Annotated in this window: 13 protein-coding genes; 8 read left to right on the top strand and 5 right to left on the bottom strand. The window is 64.0% G+C overall.

Annotation, left to right across the window (positions count from 1 at the left end):
- The first annotated feature begins 30 nt into the window (after positions 1–30).
- Positions 31–1,320: an OprD family porin gene (locus tag FQ664_RS18055; protein WP_144173839.1), complete on the top strand. Its 1,290-nt coding sequence runs from the start codon at positions 31–33 to the stop codon at positions 1,318–1,320.
- Positions 1,321–1,387: 67 nt separating this feature from the next.
- The gene (gene cobF, locus FQ664_RS18050) at positions 1,388–2,137 is read left to right on the top strand and encodes a precorrin-6A synthase (deacetylating) (RefSeq protein WP_144173838.1); all 750 of its coding nucleotides are present in this window, start codon (positions 1,388–1,390) and stop codon (positions 2,135–2,137) included.
- A gap of 120 nt (positions 2,138–2,257) precedes the next feature.
- On the opposite strand, the gene FQ664_RS18045 is transcribed toward cobF, so the two are convergent.
- Complete coding sequence (locus FQ664_RS18045; protein WP_144173837.1) at positions 2,258–2,608, bottom strand: response regulator; 351 nt, start codon at positions 2,606–2,608, stop codon at positions 2,258–2,260.
- Positions 2,609–2,856: 248 nt separating this feature from the next.
- Here FQ664_RS18045 and FQ664_RS18040 point away from each other — a divergent pair, with 248 nt between their 5' ends.
- The 5 genes from FQ664_RS18040 to FQ664_RS18020 are packed head-to-tail and all read left to right on the top strand — an operon-like array spanning position 2,857 to position 9,356.
- Positions 2,857–6,324: a response regulator gene (locus FQ664_RS18040; protein ID WP_144173836.1), complete on the top strand. Its 3,468-nt coding sequence runs from the start codon at positions 2,857–2,859 to the stop codon at positions 6,322–6,324.
- Positions 6,321–7,142: a CheR family methyltransferase gene (locus tag FQ664_RS18035; protein WP_144173835.1), complete on the top strand. Its 822-nt coding sequence runs from the start codon at positions 6,321–6,323 to the stop codon at positions 7,140–7,142. The genes FQ664_RS18040 and FQ664_RS18035 overlap by 4 nt, the downstream gene beginning before the upstream one ends.
- On the top strand, positions 7,139–7,738 hold the full coding sequence (locus FQ664_RS18030; RefSeq protein ID WP_144173833.1) for a chemotaxis protein CheB: 600 nt from the start codon (positions 7,139–7,141) through the stop codon (positions 7,736–7,738). The genes FQ664_RS18035 and FQ664_RS18030 overlap by 4 nt, the downstream gene beginning before the upstream one ends.
- Positions 7,708–8,934, top strand: a complete 1,227-nt coding sequence (locus tag FQ664_RS18025) for a hybrid sensor histidine kinase/response regulator (RefSeq protein WP_144173831.1) — start codon at positions 7,708–7,710, stop codon at positions 8,932–8,934. The genes FQ664_RS18030 and FQ664_RS18025 overlap by 31 nt, the downstream gene beginning before the upstream one ends.
- 44 nt (positions 8,935–8,978) lie before the next feature.
- Positions 8,979–9,356 (top strand): response regulator, encoded by a 378-nt coding sequence (locus FQ664_RS18020; RefSeq protein ID WP_144173829.1) that lies wholly within the window; start codon positions 8,979–8,981, stop codon positions 9,354–9,356.
- Positions 9,357–9,448: 92 nt separating this feature from the next.
- Here FQ664_RS18020 and FQ664_RS18015 read toward each other — a convergent pair whose 3' ends face one another.
- The 3 genes from FQ664_RS18015 to FQ664_RS18005 are packed head-to-tail and all read right to left on the bottom strand — an operon-like array spanning position 9,449 to position 12,089.
- The gene (locus tag FQ664_RS18015) at positions 9,449–10,030 is read right to left on the bottom strand and encodes a TetR/AcrR family transcriptional regulator (protein WP_144173828.1); all 582 of its coding nucleotides are present in this window, start codon (positions 10,028–10,030) and stop codon (positions 9,449–9,451) included.
- Between the two features lie 12 nt (positions 10,031–10,042).
- Positions 10,043–10,891: a 3-hydroxybutyryl-CoA dehydrogenase gene (locus FQ664_RS18010; protein ID WP_144173826.1), complete on the bottom strand. Its 849-nt coding sequence runs from the start codon at positions 10,889–10,891 to the stop codon at positions 10,043–10,045.
- A gap of 13 nt (positions 10,892–10,904) precedes the next feature.
- Positions 10,905–12,089: an acetyl-CoA C-acyltransferase family protein gene (locus FQ664_RS18005; RefSeq protein WP_144173824.1), complete on the bottom strand. Its 1,185-nt coding sequence runs from the start codon at positions 12,087–12,089 to the stop codon at positions 10,905–10,907.
- A 168-nt stretch (positions 12,090–12,257) separates the two neighbouring features.
- Between FQ664_RS18005 and FQ664_RS18000 the strand changes: the two genes are divergently transcribed.
- Positions 12,258–13,268, top strand: a complete 1,011-nt coding sequence (locus tag FQ664_RS18000; RefSeq protein ID WP_144173822.1) for an AraC family transcriptional regulator — start codon at positions 12,258–12,260, stop codon at positions 13,266–13,268.
- Between the two features lie 131 nt (positions 13,269–13,399).
- Here the strand turns inward: FQ664_RS18000 and FQ664_RS17995 are convergent, their stop codons facing one another.
- Complete coding sequence (locus tag FQ664_RS17995) at positions 13,400–13,837, bottom strand: carboxymuconolactone decarboxylase family protein (RefSeq protein WP_144173820.1); 438 nt, start codon at positions 13,835–13,837, stop codon at positions 13,400–13,402.
- Positions 13,838–14,020 lie beyond the last annotated feature (183 nt).

The raw sequence follows: 14,020 nt of genomic DNA, 5'->3' as shown, positions 1-14,020 counted from the left end.
TACCCGCCTTGATTCTGGATGTTTTCTCGCATGTTTGCCCCTTTCCCCCTCGCCCCCGGGCGTCGTGTTGCCGGCCTGTTCCTGTTGTGTGCCGGCGTCAATGCCCAGGCCGCCGGTTTTCTTGAAGACAGCAGTGCCAAGGTCGAAGCACGCAATGTCTATTTCAACCGGGATTTTCGTGACGGCCACAGTAGTTCCAGCCAGGGTGCGTCCAAACGCGAAGAATGGGCACAAGGCTTCATCCTCAATGTGCAGTCGGGTTATACCCAGGGGCCGGTAGGTTTTGGCGTGGATGCGCTGGGCATGTTCGGCTTCAAACTTGACTCCAGCCCGGCGGACAGTAACAGCGGCCTGCTGCCGTCTTCCGGCCACGACCCGCGGCACTCGGCGGACCAGTACGCGAAGATGGGCCTGGCGGCCAAGGTCAAGGTTTCCAATACCGTGCTCAAGTACGGCTCGCTGATGCCGGACGTGCCGCTGCTCAAGTACAACGATGGCCGCCTGCTGCCGACCATGTTCCATGGTGCCATGCTAACTTCCGAAGAAGTGCGCGACCTGAAGTTCACCCTGGCCCGCCTGGACAAGTACACCGCACGGGACTCCACCGACCGCCAGGACATTCGCGTGCACTGCAAGAACAAGCGCTATGCCTGCGATATCGAGGCTGACCACTTTGACCTGGCCGGTGTCGATTACCGTTTCAACGAGCGGTTCAGTGCCCAGTACCAGGTGGCCAAGCTGGAGAACATCTACCGCCAGCACTTCCTCGGCCTGCTGGCCAGCCAGCCGTTGGCGGTGGGTAGCCTGTCGGCCGACCTGCGCTTGATCAAGAGCGATGACATCGGCAATGCCCGCGCCGGCGAAATCGACCATCGCGCGTTCAGCGGCATGCTCGGCTACAGCCTGGGTGGCCACAAGCTCAGTGCCGGCTGGCAGCGCATGTATGGCGACAGTGCCATGCCATACCTGGATGGCAGCAACCCGTACCTGGTCAACTATGCCCAGGTCAACGACTTCGCCGCCGCCCAGGAACGCTCCTGGCAGGTGCGTTATGACTATGACTTCAAGGCCCTGGGTGTGCCCGGCCTGACCTTCTTCACCCGTTACATCAACGGTGACAATATCAAGGTGCCGGGCAGCACCGCCGAAGGCAAAGAGTGGGAACGCGACACCGAGTTCAAGTACCAGGTGCAAAGTGGCACGTTCAAGGACGTCAGCGTGCGCCTGCGTAACTCCACTTACCGCAGCAATTATGAAAAATGGGCGCGTGACATGGACGAGACGCGAGTCATTGTCAGCTACAACTTCTCCATCTTCTAACGGGTCGCTTTGCCAAATACCGGCAGCCACCTGACAATGGCTGCAGGGTCCCGCAAAGGGCAGGGCAATGAAAGAGCTGTTGTTGATCGGTATCGGCCCGGGTGACCCGCGCCAGGTCACCTATGAGGCGGTCGATGCGCTGCGCCAGGCCAGCGTGGTCTTCGTGCTCGACAAAGGCAGCGACAAGGACGAGTTGGTGCGCCTGCGCAAGGCCATCCTGCAACGTTACCGGCCCGAGGGCGGCTACCGCCTGGTGCAGGTGGTCGACCCTGCACGCAATGGCCAGGCGGATGACTACCTGGGTGCAGTGCAGGACTGGCACCACCAGCGTGCGGCGCTGTATGCCCAACTGATCGAGCAGGAGATTGGCGTTGGGGAAACCGGTGCCTTTCTGTTGTGGGGCGAGCCGACTCTCTACGACAGTACACTGCGCATTCTTGACTTGGTCCGTGAGCGCGGTGTGGCGCTGCGGCTGCAGGTAATTCCAGGCATCAGCAGCGTGCAGGCGTTGGCGGCACGTCATCAGCTGCCGCTCAACCGAATCGGTGAGCCATTGACCGTGTTGCCCGGGCGGCGTCTGGCCGGGCAGGGGCAGATCGACAATGTGCTGGTGATGCTCGACGGGCAGTGTGCGTTTGCCCGGCTCGATGACCCGGCGTTGATGATCTACTGGGGCGCGTACCTGGGGACCGAGGATGAGGTGTTGATTGCCGGGCCGTTGCAGGCGGTGAAGGCGCGGATACTGGAAGTACGAGAGCGGGAACGGGGGCGCAAGGGGTGGATCATGGATACCTATCTGTTGCGCAGGGAACTGTGAGGTGCTTTGCCTGTACCGGCCTCTTCGCGGGTAAACCCGCTCCCACAGGTACAGCGCCAGGTTCGAGGCCGTGCGGTCCCTGTGGGAGCGGGGTCACCCGCGAAGCAGGCAACACCGGTCTCAGGCCGGCCCCAGAATGGCCTGCACCTTTTCCCGCAACTGCTCAATGCTGAACGGCTTGCCGATCAGCTGCATGCCCTCCGGCACATCGAAACTCTCGGCATAGCCACTGGCGAACAGCACCGGCAACTGCGGCCGCAGTTCGCGCGCCTTGGCTGCCAACTCTTCGCCGCGCATGTCTGGCAGCCCCACATCGGTCATCATCAGCGCCAGCTGCTGCTCCGGGTCCTGGAGAATGCTCAGCGCCGCGTTGGCATGCTCCGCCTCGATGACCGTGTAGCCCAGCTCGTCGAGCACTTCGACCATCAGCATGCGTACGATGTCGTCGTCTTCGACTACCAGAAGGTGCATGGTTCGGATCCTGTGCAAATGAATGTCTTTAATCTGTGCACCGGACGGCAGCAGAAGTTCCCGAGAATACCGGGCCCTGCAATCAGATGGAACGATCGGCCTACGCTGCCTTCAAATACTGGCTAAATGCCCTGCCAGACCTGGCAAAGCTGGTTAGACTCGCTTAACAGGACGGCACAGTGGCAGATAACGACAACGACTGATCCGCCACACCTTTCAATGGACTTTTCTAGCTCGGGCGTTCTCACATGATGCAAGCAGCCTCGATGGACCAGCGAAGCTTCCGCAAGCTGTTGAGCCGCAACGTCGGCCTACCTCTGGGGGTGGGCCTGCTGGGGGCCGTGGCCTTCGTCGCGGTGATCAACTACCTGCTTTCGGCCATGCAGTGGGTCGAGCACACCGACCAGGTGATCGGCAATGCCAACGAAACGGTCAAGCTGTCGATCGACATGGAAACCGGCATGCGTGGCTTCCTTCTCACCGGCGAAGAGCGTTTCCTCGACCCCTACGAGGTGGCCAAGCCGCGCATCCTTGGCAGCCTGCAGAGCTTGCGCGGGATGGTCGGCGACAACCCGCAACAGGTCGAGCGCATCGACCGGCTGATCGCCCTGCAGCAGGCCTGGAACGCCTTCGCCAACGAGATGATCGCCCTGCGCCGCAGCCAGGGTGAATACCGCGCTTCGATCGGCAGCGGCCGCGGCAAGCGCCTGACCGATGAGATCCGCAAGGAGTTCGACGGCCTGATCGGCAGCGAACAACAGCTGCGCATGGCGCGCAACGAAAAGGTCAGCCGTGTCACGGTCACGGTCATATCGTCCTTTGTACTATTCATTGTCGGCCTCAGCGCCTTGCTGGCCTACCTCGGGCGGCGCGACCTGCTGGCGCTGTCGGCGACCTATGACGAAAACATCAAGGCCCAGCAGCGCTCGGCCGAGCGCCTGGAGCACCAGGCCTGGCTGCGCAATGAGCAGACCCAACTGGCCGAACAGGTGCTGGGCCAACTGACCCTGCCCATGCTCGGTGACAACATCCTGCGTTTCTTCGCCGGGCATTTGGGCTGCGTAGTGGGCGCGTTGTACGTGCGTGACGAGCATGGCCGTCTGGTGCGTGTGGCCGGCTATGGCCTGAATGCCGAGGAGCAGGCCCGCGAGCAGGTGCTGGGTGATCACGAGGGCCTGCTGGCCCAGGCCGTGCGCGAAGCGCGGCTACTGCGCCTGGAAGACTTGCCCGAAGACTATTTTTACCTCAGTTCCGGCCTGGGCCGGGGCCTGCCGCGCAGTGCCCTGCTGATGCCGACGCGCAACGACGGGCAGATCAACGGCGTGCTGGAGCTGGGCTTCCTGCGGCCGTTGCAGGCGCGTGACGAGGAGCTGCTGCAGCGGCTCAGTGACAACCTCGGCATCTCCATCGAAAGTGCCCGCTACCGCCAGCGCCTGCAGGACGTGCTGGCCGAGACCCAGCAACTGAACGAAGAGCTGCAGGTGCAGCAGGAAGAGCTGAAAACTGCCAACGAAGAGCTCGAAGAGCAATCCCGCGTGCTCAAGGAGTCCCAGGCCCACCTGGAAACCCAGCAGGCGGAGCTGGAGCAGACCAACGAACAGCTGTCCGAGCGCACCGAAGCGCTGGACCGCAAGAATGACGAACTGCTCCAGGCCCAGGACGAGCTGCAGGCGCGCGCCGAGGAACTGCAGCGGTCGAGCAAGTACAAGTCCGAGTTCCTCGCCAACATGTCCCACGAGCTGCGCACGCCGCTGAACAGCTCGCTGATCCTGGCCAAGCTGCTGGCGGAGAACGGCGAGGGCAACCTCAGCGCCGAGCAGGTCAAGTTCGCCGAATCCATCTACTCGGCCGGCAACGATCTGCTCAACCTGATCAATGACATTCTCGATATCGCCAAGGTGGAGGCCGGCAAGCTCGAAGTGCGCCCCGAAACCACCCAGGTGGAGCGCCTGGTCGAAGGCCTGCGCGGCATGTTCGAGCCATTGGCCGGGCACAAGGGCCTGGCCTTCGAGGTGACTGCCGAGGCGCAGGTCCCGGCCACTCTGTTCACCGACCGCCAGCGCCTGGAGCAGATCCTCAAGAACCTGCTGTCCAACGCCATCAAGTTCACCGAGCGCGGCCAGGTCAGCCTGAACATCGGTTACCAGCCTGGCACCGGTATCGTCTTTGCCGTGCGCGATACCGGCATCGGCATCGCCGCCGATCAGCAGCAGGCGATCTTCGGCGCCTTCCACCAGGTCGATGGCACCAGCAACCGCCGTTATGGCGGCACCGGCCTGGGCCTGTCCATTTCCCGCGACCTGGCGCACCTGCTGGGCGGGCAGATCAGCGTCGACAGCAGCCCCGGCCAGGGCAGCGTGTTCAGCCTGATCCTGCCGGAGCACTATGAGCGCGTGGCGCAGGATATCGAGCCGCTCAGCCTGCGCCCGGCGGTCGATAGCCTGCCACCCGCGCCGCAGGCAGCGGTGGCAGTGGCGCCGAAGCGCCCGACAGCGGCGTTCGCCGACGACCGTGAACGCGCGCCGTTCGACAACCGCTGCATCCTGGTGATCGAGGACGAACCGAACTTCGCCCGCATCCTCTTCGACCTGGCCCACGAGCTGGGTTACAGCTGCCTGGTGGCGCAGTGCGCCGACGAGGGCTTCGAGCTGGCCGCCCAGTACATCCCCGATGCCATCCTGCTGGACATGCGCCTGCCCGACCATTCCGGCCTGACCGTGCTGCAACGCCTGAAGGAACAGGCTGGCACCCGGCACATCCCGGTGCATATCATTTCCGTGGAAGACCGGGTCGAGGCTGCCATGCACCTGGGCGCCGTCGGCTACGCGGTCAAGCCCACCAGCCGTGAACAACTCAAGGAAGTGTTCGCCCGCCTGGAGGCCAAGCTGACCCAAAAGCTCAAGCACATCCTGCTGGTGGAGGACGACGACCTGCAGCGCGAGAGCATTGCCCGCCTGATTGGCGACGACGATGTTGAGATCACCGCCGTGGCCATGGCCCAGGATGCCCTGGCGTTGCTGCGCGAGAACATCTACGACTGCATGATCATCGACCTCAAGCTGCCGGACATGCTCGGCAACGAGCTGCTCAAGTGCATGACCGCCGAGGACATCCGCGCCTTCCCGCCGGTGATCGTGTATACCGGGCGCAACCTGACCCGCGAAGAAGAGGCCGACCTGCTCAAGTACTCGCGCTCGATCATCATCAAGGGCGCCCGCTCGCCGGAGCGCCTGCTCGACGAAGTGACGCTGTTCCTGCACAAGGTCGAGTCGCAGCTGTCCAACGAACGCCAGCGCATGCTCAAGACCGCGCGCAGCCGCGACAAGGTATTCGAAGGCCGCAAGGTGCTGCTGGTGGATGATGACGTGCGCAACATTTTCGCCCTGACCAGCGCGCTGGAGCACAAGGGCGCGATCGTCGAAATCGGCCGCAACGGCCGCGAGGCCATCGAGCGCCTGGAGCAGCATGACGACATCGATTTGGTGCTGATGGATGTGATGATGCCGGAGATGGACGGCTTCGAGGCCACCCGGCTGATCCGCCAGCAACCGCGCTGGCGCAAGCTGCCGATCATTGCCGTGACCGCCAAGGCGATGAAGGATGACCAGCAGCGTTGCCTGCAGGCCGGCGCCAACGATTACCTGGCCAAGCCGATCGACCTGGACCGCTTGTTCTCGCTGATCCGTGTGTGGCTGCCGCAACTGGAGCGAATTTGACTAGCGAACGTAACACCGATATCGAAATCCGCTTGCTGATCGAGGCCATCTACCTCAAGTACAGCTACGATTTCCGCAACTATTCCGGCGCGTCGATCAAGCGCCGGATCCTGCATGCGCTGCGCCAGTTCGACTGCCTGACGGTGTCGGCGTTGCAGGAACGCGTGTTGCGTGACCCCGGCATGTTCATGCAGTTGCTGCAGTACCTGACGATCCCGGTCAGCCAGATGTTCCGCGACCCGGGGCACTACGTGGCGCTGCGCAACGAGGTGGTGCCGCTGCTGCGTACCTGGCCGTCGATCAAGGTGTGGATTGCCGGCTGCAGCACGGGCGAGGAGGTGTATTCGATGGCCATCCTGCTGCGCGAGGAGGGCCTGCTGGAACGCACCATCATCTATGCCACCGACATCAACCCGCATTCGCTGGACAAGGCCAAGCAGGGCATCTACTCGATGCAGAGCATGCGCGAGTACGCCGAAAACTATCGCATCGCCGGTGGCCGGCGGGACTTTGCCGAGTACTACACGGCGGCCTACGGCAACGCCATCATGGACAGCACCCTGCGCGACAACGTGACCTTCGCCGACCACAGCCTGGCCACCGACAGCGTGTTTTCCGAAACCCAGCTGGTGTCGTGCCGCAACGTGCTCATCTACTTCAACAAGGCACTGCAGGACCGCGCCCTGGGCCTGTTCCATGAGTCCCTGTGCCACCGCGGCTTCCTGGTGCTGGGTAGCAAGGAATCGGTGGACTTTTCCGCCTACAGCGAGCGTTTCGAGCCGCTGGTCAAGCCCGAACGGATCTACCGCAAAGCATGAACGGCGTGCATGCGGTGGTGATCGGCGCCTCGGCGGGTGGCGTGACGGCGCTGTTCAGCGTGCTGGGCGGGTTGCCGGCCGGCTTCGCCATCCCGGTGGTATGCGTGCTGCACCTGCCGGATGAGCGCCACAGCCAGCTGGCCGAGGTGTTGCAGCGCCGCCTGCAGCGGCCAGTGTGCGAGGCCCGTGACAAGCAGCCGCTGCGCGCCGGGCAGATCTACGTGGCCGGGCCGGGTTACCACCTGTCGGTGGAGCGTGACCTGACCCTGTCGCTGAGCCAGGAGCCGCCGGTGCATTTTTCCCGACCGGCGATCGATTACCTGTTCATGTCGGCGGCCGATGCCTACGGTGCCGGTCTGCTGGGCATGCTGCTCACCGGTGCCAATCAGGATGGTGCCGAAGGCCTGGCCTATATCAAGCACAATGGGGGCCGGACCGTGGTCCAGGACCCTTGTGACGCACAGGTGGCGCTGATGCCGGAGGCCGCCCTGGCCCTGCATCAGCCCGACCATATTCTTTCTCTGAGTGGCATCGAGCGATTGCTCGCCGCCCTGGAATCCAGCGCATGCCAAGCCACACCATCGCCAAACTGCTGATCGTCGACGACCTGCCAGAAAACCTGCTGGCCCTCGACGCCCTGATCCAGGGCGAAGACCGCGAGGTGCACCAGGCCCAGTCGGCCGAGGCAGCGTTGTCGCTGTTGCTCGAGCACGAGTTCGCCCTGGCCATCCTCGACGTGCAGATGCCGGGCATGAACGGTTTCGAGCTGGCCGAGCTGATGCGCGGCACGGAAAAGACCCGCAACATCCCCATCGTGTTCGTCACCGCCGCCGGGCGCGAGATGAACTACGCGTTCAAGGGTTATGAAAGCGGCGCGGTGGACTTTCTGCACAAGCCGCTCGACACCCTGGCGGTGAAAAGCAAGGTGTCGGTGTTCGTCGACCTGTACTGCCAGCGCAAGGTGCTCGACCGCCAGTTGCAGGCCCTGGAGCGCAGCCGCCAGGAGCAGGAACTGCTGCTGGCCCAGCTGCAAACGGTACGGGGTGAACTGGAGCATGCCGTGCGCATGCGTGATGACTTCATGTCGATCGTGTCCCACGAGGTGCGCACTCCGCTCAATGGCCTGATCCTGGAAACCCAGCTGCGCAAGCTGCACCTGGCGCGCGGCAACTTCGCCGCCTTCAGCGGCGACAAACTGCAGGCCATGGTCGAGCGCGACGAGCGGCAGATCAACAGCCTGATCCGCCTGGTCGAAGACATGCTCGATGTGTCGCGCATCCGTACCGGCAAACTGTCGCTGCGGCCGAAGGCGTTCGACCTTGGCCAGTTGGTGCGTGGCCTGGTGGATAGCTTTGCTGCCCAGGCCACAGCATTGGGCACCCATATCGAGTTGCAACGCTGCGAGCCGCTGCAGGGTGAGTGGGACGAATTTCGCATTGAGCAGGTGCTGGCCAACCTGTTGTCCAATGCCTTGCGTTATGGTGAGCGCAAACCGGTGCAGGTGCGGGTGTTCGAGCAGGATGGCCTGGCGTGCGTGCAGGTGCAGGACCACGGCATCGGCATCAGCGTGGCCAACCAGCAGCGCATCTTCCAGCAGTTCGAGCGGGTCGCCACCCAGCGTGCCATTGGTGGGTTGGGCCTTGGGCTCTACATATCGGAACAGATCGTCCAGGCCCACGGCGGGCGCATACTGGTCGAGAGTGAAGAGGGTAAAGGCGCCAACTTCACCTTGCAATTGCCACTGGCAACCTGCGAACAACAAAACGACCAGCTACGGGCAACCTCTGCCTGAGCCTGGGGTCTGATGGCCAGCTGCATGTATTTCAAGGCGTTGACATGAGTGAAGATGCACAAGATGTGGTTCTGGTGGTCGAGGACGAACCGGCGATTCGCATGATTCTGCGTGATTACCTGGCAGGTGAGGGCTACCACGTGCTGCTGGCCGAGGATGGCGAGCAAGCGTTCGCGATCCTGGCGAGCAAGCCGCACCTTGACCTGATGGTGACGGACTTCCGCTTGCCGGGCGGGATTTCCGGGGTGGAGATTGCCGAACCGGCGGTGAAGTTGCGACCGGACCTGAAGGTGATTTTCATCAGCGGCTATCCGGCGGAGATTCTCGAATCAGGCAGCCCGATCACCCGCAGGGCACCGATCCTGGCCAAGCCGTTCGACCTGGATACCTTGCACGAGCAGATCCAGTCGCTGCTGCGCTAGCCTGCGCAGGCCCTTTCGCGGGTACTGTGCAAACCTTGAACATTGCACCGTACCTGTGGGAGCGGGTTTACCCGCGAAGAGGCCGCAACAGGCTAGCGCAGGGTCCGCTCCAGTCCACCCACCAGCATGCTTTCCATCAACCCCAGCCCCTGTTCTTCGGGCAAGGCCTGCAACAACCCCGGCAACTGGTTCAGCAGCGTCGCCACCACATGCGCCGTGGCCACCAGAGCCTGCCCCTGCAACTTCGCCTGCGGTGCGATCAACCTCAGCAACCCCGCCTCATAGCGCTTGCGCAACAAGGCCAGGCGCGCCTGCTGGTCGTCGTTCAGGCAACAGAAGTCCCGCTCCGCCAGGCGAAACTGCATTGGCCGCTCGGCATGCAGCTGCCAGTGCGCGGCAATCAGGCAGCTCAACGCCGACGCCCCGCGAGCCATGGCCCGACGCCCCTGGTCCAGGGTGGCCTGCAACTCCTCGTACAACTCCTCGATCAGGTCGTACAACAAGTCCTGCTTGCTGGGAAAGTGATGGTACAGCGAGCCTGCGGTAAGCCCCACATGGGCCGCCAGCTCGCGCATGCTGACCTGGCCAAAACCCTTTTCGGCAAACAGCGCCATGGCCCGGTCACGTCGCTCTTCAAAGTTGGCACAGCGCATCGCGGCATTGACCGGGGGCATGGCGTTCGCTCCTCAGTAGGTGAAGAAGCCGCGGCCGCTCTTGCGCCCCAGCCAACCGGCCGCGACCATTTCCTTGAGCAACGGGGCAGGGCGGTACTTGCTGTCGCCGAAGCCTTCATGGAAGGCCTCCATGATCGCCAGCAGGGTGTCCAGGCCGATCAGGTCGGCCAGGGCCAGTGGGCCGATCGGCTGGTTGCAGCCCAGGCGCATGCCGGTGTCGATGTCCTCGGCACTGGCCAGGCCCTCCTGGCGCACGAAGATCGCTTCGTTGATCATCGGCACCAGGATGCGGTTGACCACGAAGCCCGGGCGGTTGCCGGCGGTGATCGGGGTCTTGCCGACCTTTTCGGTCACCACCAGCGCCTGGGCGTAGGTGCTGTCGCTGGTCTGCAAGCCGCGAATGATCTCGACCAGCGCCATCATCGGCACCGGGTTGAAGAAATGCACGCCAATGAAACGCTCGGGGTGCTCGATGCTGGCGGCCAGCTGGGTGACCGACAGCGACGAGGTGTTGGTGGCGATCAGGCAGTCGCCGGCGACGTTGGCGGCCACCTGCTGCAGGATGCGCTGCTTGAGCTGCAGGTTCTCGGTGGCAGCCTCGATCACCAGTTGCGCGCCGCTCAGCCGGGTGTAGTCGGTGCTGGTGCGAATGCGCGTGCGGGCGGCTGCCGCCTTGTCGGCGTCGAGGGTGCCTTTGCTGACCTGGCGCTCGAGGTTCTTGCTCAAGGTGGCCACGCCGCGCTCCAGCGCAGCGTCGGAAACGTCCACCAGCAGCACCTGGTAGCCGGCTACCGCACACACCTGGGCAATGCCGTTGCCCATGGTGCCGGCACCGATCACGGCAATCTGTTCAATGTTCATGTGTCAGGTTCCCTCAGACGCGCTCGAAGATCACGGCGATGCCTTGGCCACCGCCGATGCACATGGTGGCCAGGGCGTAGCGGCCCTGGATGCGCTGCAGCTCATGGATGGCCTTGGTGGCGATGATCGCGCCGGTGGCTCCCACCGGGTGGCCGAGGGAAATGCCCGAGCCATTGGGGTTGACCTTTTCCGGGTCGAAGCCCAGTTCGCGGGCCACGGCGCAGGCCTGGGCGGCGAAGGCTTCGTTGGACTCGATCACGTCCAGGTCCTGCACCTTCAGGCCGGTTTTCTCCAGCACCTTGCGGGTGGCCGGGATCGGGCCTAGGCCCATCAGTTCGGGCTCGACGCCGGCATGGGCGTAGCCGACCAGGCGTGCCAGCGGCTTCAGCCCCAGGCGGCGTACCGCATCACCACTGGCCAGCACCAGGCTGCCAGCGCCGTCGTTGATGCCACTGGCGTTGCCGGCGGTAACGGTGCCGTCTTTCTTGAACACGGTCTTCATCCCCGCCAGTTGCTCGGCGGTCACCTCGCCACGCACATGCTCGTCGGTGCTGAACTGCACGCTGCCCTTGCGGGTTTTCAGTTCCAGCGGAACGATCTGGCTGGCGAAGCGGCCCTCGGCAATGGCGCGAGCGGCGCGGCGTTGGCTGGTCAGGGCCAGTTCGTCCTGCATTTCGCGGGTAATGCCGTGCCTGGCCGCAACGTTCTCGGCAGTGATGCCCATATGGAAGTGTTCGAACGGGTCCTGCAGCACGCCGACGGTGTAGTCGATGCCTTGCAGGTCACCCATGCGTGCGCCCCAGCGTGCCTGCGGCAGCAGGTACGGGCCACGGCTCATGGATTCGGCGCCGGCCGCCACGGCCACGTCGGTGTCGCCCAGCAGCAGGCATTGCGCCGCCGAGACGATGGCCTGCAGGCCCGAGCCGCACAGGCGGTTGACGTTGAATGCCGGGGTCTCCTTGGGGATGCCGGCGTTCATTGCCGCTACGCGGGCCAGGTAAGCGTCACGCGGTTCGGTAGGGATCACCGTACCCATCACCAGGTGGCCGACTTGCTCGGCGGCCACGCCCGAGCGCTCGATGGCGGCACGGGTGATGGCGCTGGCCAGGTCGGCCAGTGGCAGATCCTTGAGGGAACCGCCAAAGCCACCAATGGCTGAACGGACGGCACTGACGACGTAGATTTCTGCGGCGCTCATAGGGGCTCCGATTGCGAAGGCATGGCGGGACGGGGCCAGGCTCTGCGAGAATGGCCGGTAATCCCGGAGTGGGACCGAGTCTAGGCAAAGGCTCTGTTGCAGCCTATGCCGGAACTGTTCAGACAACCTGGCACTTTTTGCCACTCAGCATAGACAGCGAAAACCGCCATGCGCGATAGCGATTCGGTCGCCGTGTACTTCCTCAATGCCATGCTCCATGCCCTGCGCGACTGCCCCGCCGAACGCGATGCGCAACTGCGTGCGGTGGACATCGACCCGCAACTGCTCGAGCAGCCCCAGGCCCGTGTACCGGCCAAGGCCTTCGCCCAGCTGTGGCTGGCGCTGATCCAGCGCCTGGACGACGAGTTCTTCCGCCTCGACAGCCACGGCATGCCGCCGGGCAGTTTCGCCCTGATCTGCCGGGGCCTGATCCTGGAGCCGAACCTGGAGAAAGCCTTGCGCCAGTGCATGGCTGGTTTCGGCCTGTTCCTGCGTGACTTGCGCGGCAGCCTGACGGTGCGTGGCGGGCGGGCGCTGATCAGCGTGCAGTCGAGCATTGCCGACCCGCTGACCCGGGTGTATGCCGAGGAAACCTACCTGGTGCTGATGATCGGCATGCTGTGCTGGCTGGCCGGGCGGCGGATCGCCATCGACCGCACCGAGCTGGCGGTGTCGCGCCCGGCTCAGGAGGACGACCTGCTGCTGTGGGGGCCGGACTTGCGCCTGGGCAGCGGGCGCACCGAGGTGGAGTTCGACAGCGGCTACCTGCGCCTGCCGGTGGTACAGGACCTGGCGGCCCTGAAAACCTTCCTGCGCAGCGCGCCGCAGGGGCTGGTGATTCGCTTTCGCAACCAGAACGGGCTGGTGGCCGAGGTGTACCGACACCTGCGGGCGCGGCGCTATGGGCAGTGGCCGACGCTGGCGGCGCTGGCGCAGCAGCAGCGGGTCAGTGCCAGTACTTTCCGCCGGCAGCTGGAGCGGGAGGGGCGTTCGTACCAGCAGATCAAGGATGAGGTACGCCGGGCAATGGCCTTCGAGCGGCTGCGCGAAGGGGAGTTGAGCATTGCCGAGATTGCCGAACAGACGGGATTCCAGGAACCCAGTGCGTTTCACCGGGCGTTCAAGAAGTGGACCGGGCAAAGCCCCGGAAGCTACCGGGCGCGGTTGGCCGGGCGTTGAGATGTTGCCAGTGCCGGCCTCTTCGCGGGTAAACCCGCTCTCACAGGTACAGCGCCACTTTCAGACTCTGTGAGATCCCTGTGGGAGCGGGTTTACCCGCGAAGAGGCCCGTAGGTGCTACCGGTCAATGATCAGGCCGGCACCATGGCAAACCCGACCCCGAAGCGGTTCCAGGCATTGATGGTGGCAATTGCCAAGGTCAGGTTGGCTACCTCGGCTGGCTCGAAGTGTTCCTGCAAGGCCGCATATTCCGCCTGCGGCGCGCCGTGCTCGGGCAGCCGGGTCAGGCTCTCCACCCAGGCCAGCGCAGCACGTTCGCGCGGGGTGAAGTAGGCGGTTTCCTGCCACACGCACAAGGTCTGCAGGCGTGCCTCGGTCTCACCGGCCTTGCGCGCATCGTTAGCGTGCAGGTTGACGCAGTAGGCGCAGCCGTTGATCTGCGAAGCTCGCAGGCGCACCAGTTCCAGCAGGGAATTCTCCAGGCCGCTCTTGGCCAGGGCCTGCTCCAGGCCGACCATGGCCTTGTAGGCCTCAGGGGCGTGTTTGGCCCATTCGATACGGTTGTGCATGGCTGTCTCCAAAGGGTGTGGGGTGGGATGGACGCTACTGTAGCGCCGCCCGTTGGCCTGCCCGATAGCCAATCACGCGCATAAGCGGGAGGCCAATCGGCCATTTGGCAGGCCACTGACAGGCATCCAATCTCTTCATTTCTGCCAGGCCGCCCAAGGCCGGATAATGACCAGGTCTTGCAA

It is taken from the genome of Pseudomonas persica (genome assembly GCF_900291015.1).
Lineage (GTDB): Bacteria > Pseudomonadota > Gammaproteobacteria > Pseudomonadales > Pseudomonadaceae > Aquipseudomonas.
Note: the sequence above shows the minus strand (reverse complement) of the source record. Positions and strands in the feature narration are given on the sequence as shown.

Bases quoted from the DNA above. Each gene is read 5' to 3' on its own strand.
- FQ664_RS18045 (WP_144173837.1), bottom strand. From the start codon at position 2,608: ATGCACCTTCTGGTAGTCGAAGACGACGACATCGTACGCATGCTGATG.
- FQ664_RS18010 (WP_144173826.1), bottom strand. From the start codon at position 10,891: ATGAACATTGAACAGATTGCCGTGATCGGTGCCGGCACCATGGGCAAC.
- FQ664_RS17995 (WP_144173820.1), bottom strand. From the start codon at position 13,837: ATGCACAACCGTATCGAATGGGCCAAACACGCCCCTGAGGCCTACAAG.
- FQ664_RS18055 (WP_144173839.1), top strand. From the start codon at position 31: ATGTTTGCCCCTTTCCCCCTCGCCCCCGGGCGTCGTGTTGCCGGCCTG.
- FQ664_RS18040 (WP_144173836.1), top strand. From the start codon at position 2,857: ATGATGCAAGCAGCCTCGATGGACCAGCGAAGCTTCCGCAAGCTGTTG.
- FQ664_RS18005 (WP_144173824.1), bottom strand. From the start codon at position 12,089: ATGAGCGCCGCAGAAATCTACGTCGTCAGTGCCGTCCGTTCAGCCATT.
- FQ664_RS18000 (WP_144173822.1), top strand. From the start codon at position 12,258: ATGCGCGATAGCGATTCGGTCGCCGTGTACTTCCTCAATGCCATGCTC.
- cobF (WP_144173838.1), top strand. From the start codon at position 1,388: ATGAAAGAGCTGTTGTTGATCGGTATCGGCCCGGGTGACCCGCGCCAG.
- FQ664_RS18030 (WP_144173833.1), top strand. From the start codon at position 7,139: ATGAACGGCGTGCATGCGGTGGTGATCGGCGCCTCGGCGGGTGGCGTG.
- FQ664_RS18020 (WP_144173829.1), top strand. From the start codon at position 8,979: ATGAGTGAAGATGCACAAGATGTGGTTCTGGTGGTCGAGGACGAACCG.
- FQ664_RS18025 (WP_144173831.1), top strand. From the start codon at position 7,708: ATGCCAAGCCACACCATCGCCAAACTGCTGATCGTCGACGACCTGCCA.
- FQ664_RS18015 (WP_144173828.1), bottom strand. From the start codon at position 10,030: ATGCCCCCGGTCAATGCCGCGATGCGCTGTGCCAACTTTGAAGAGCGA.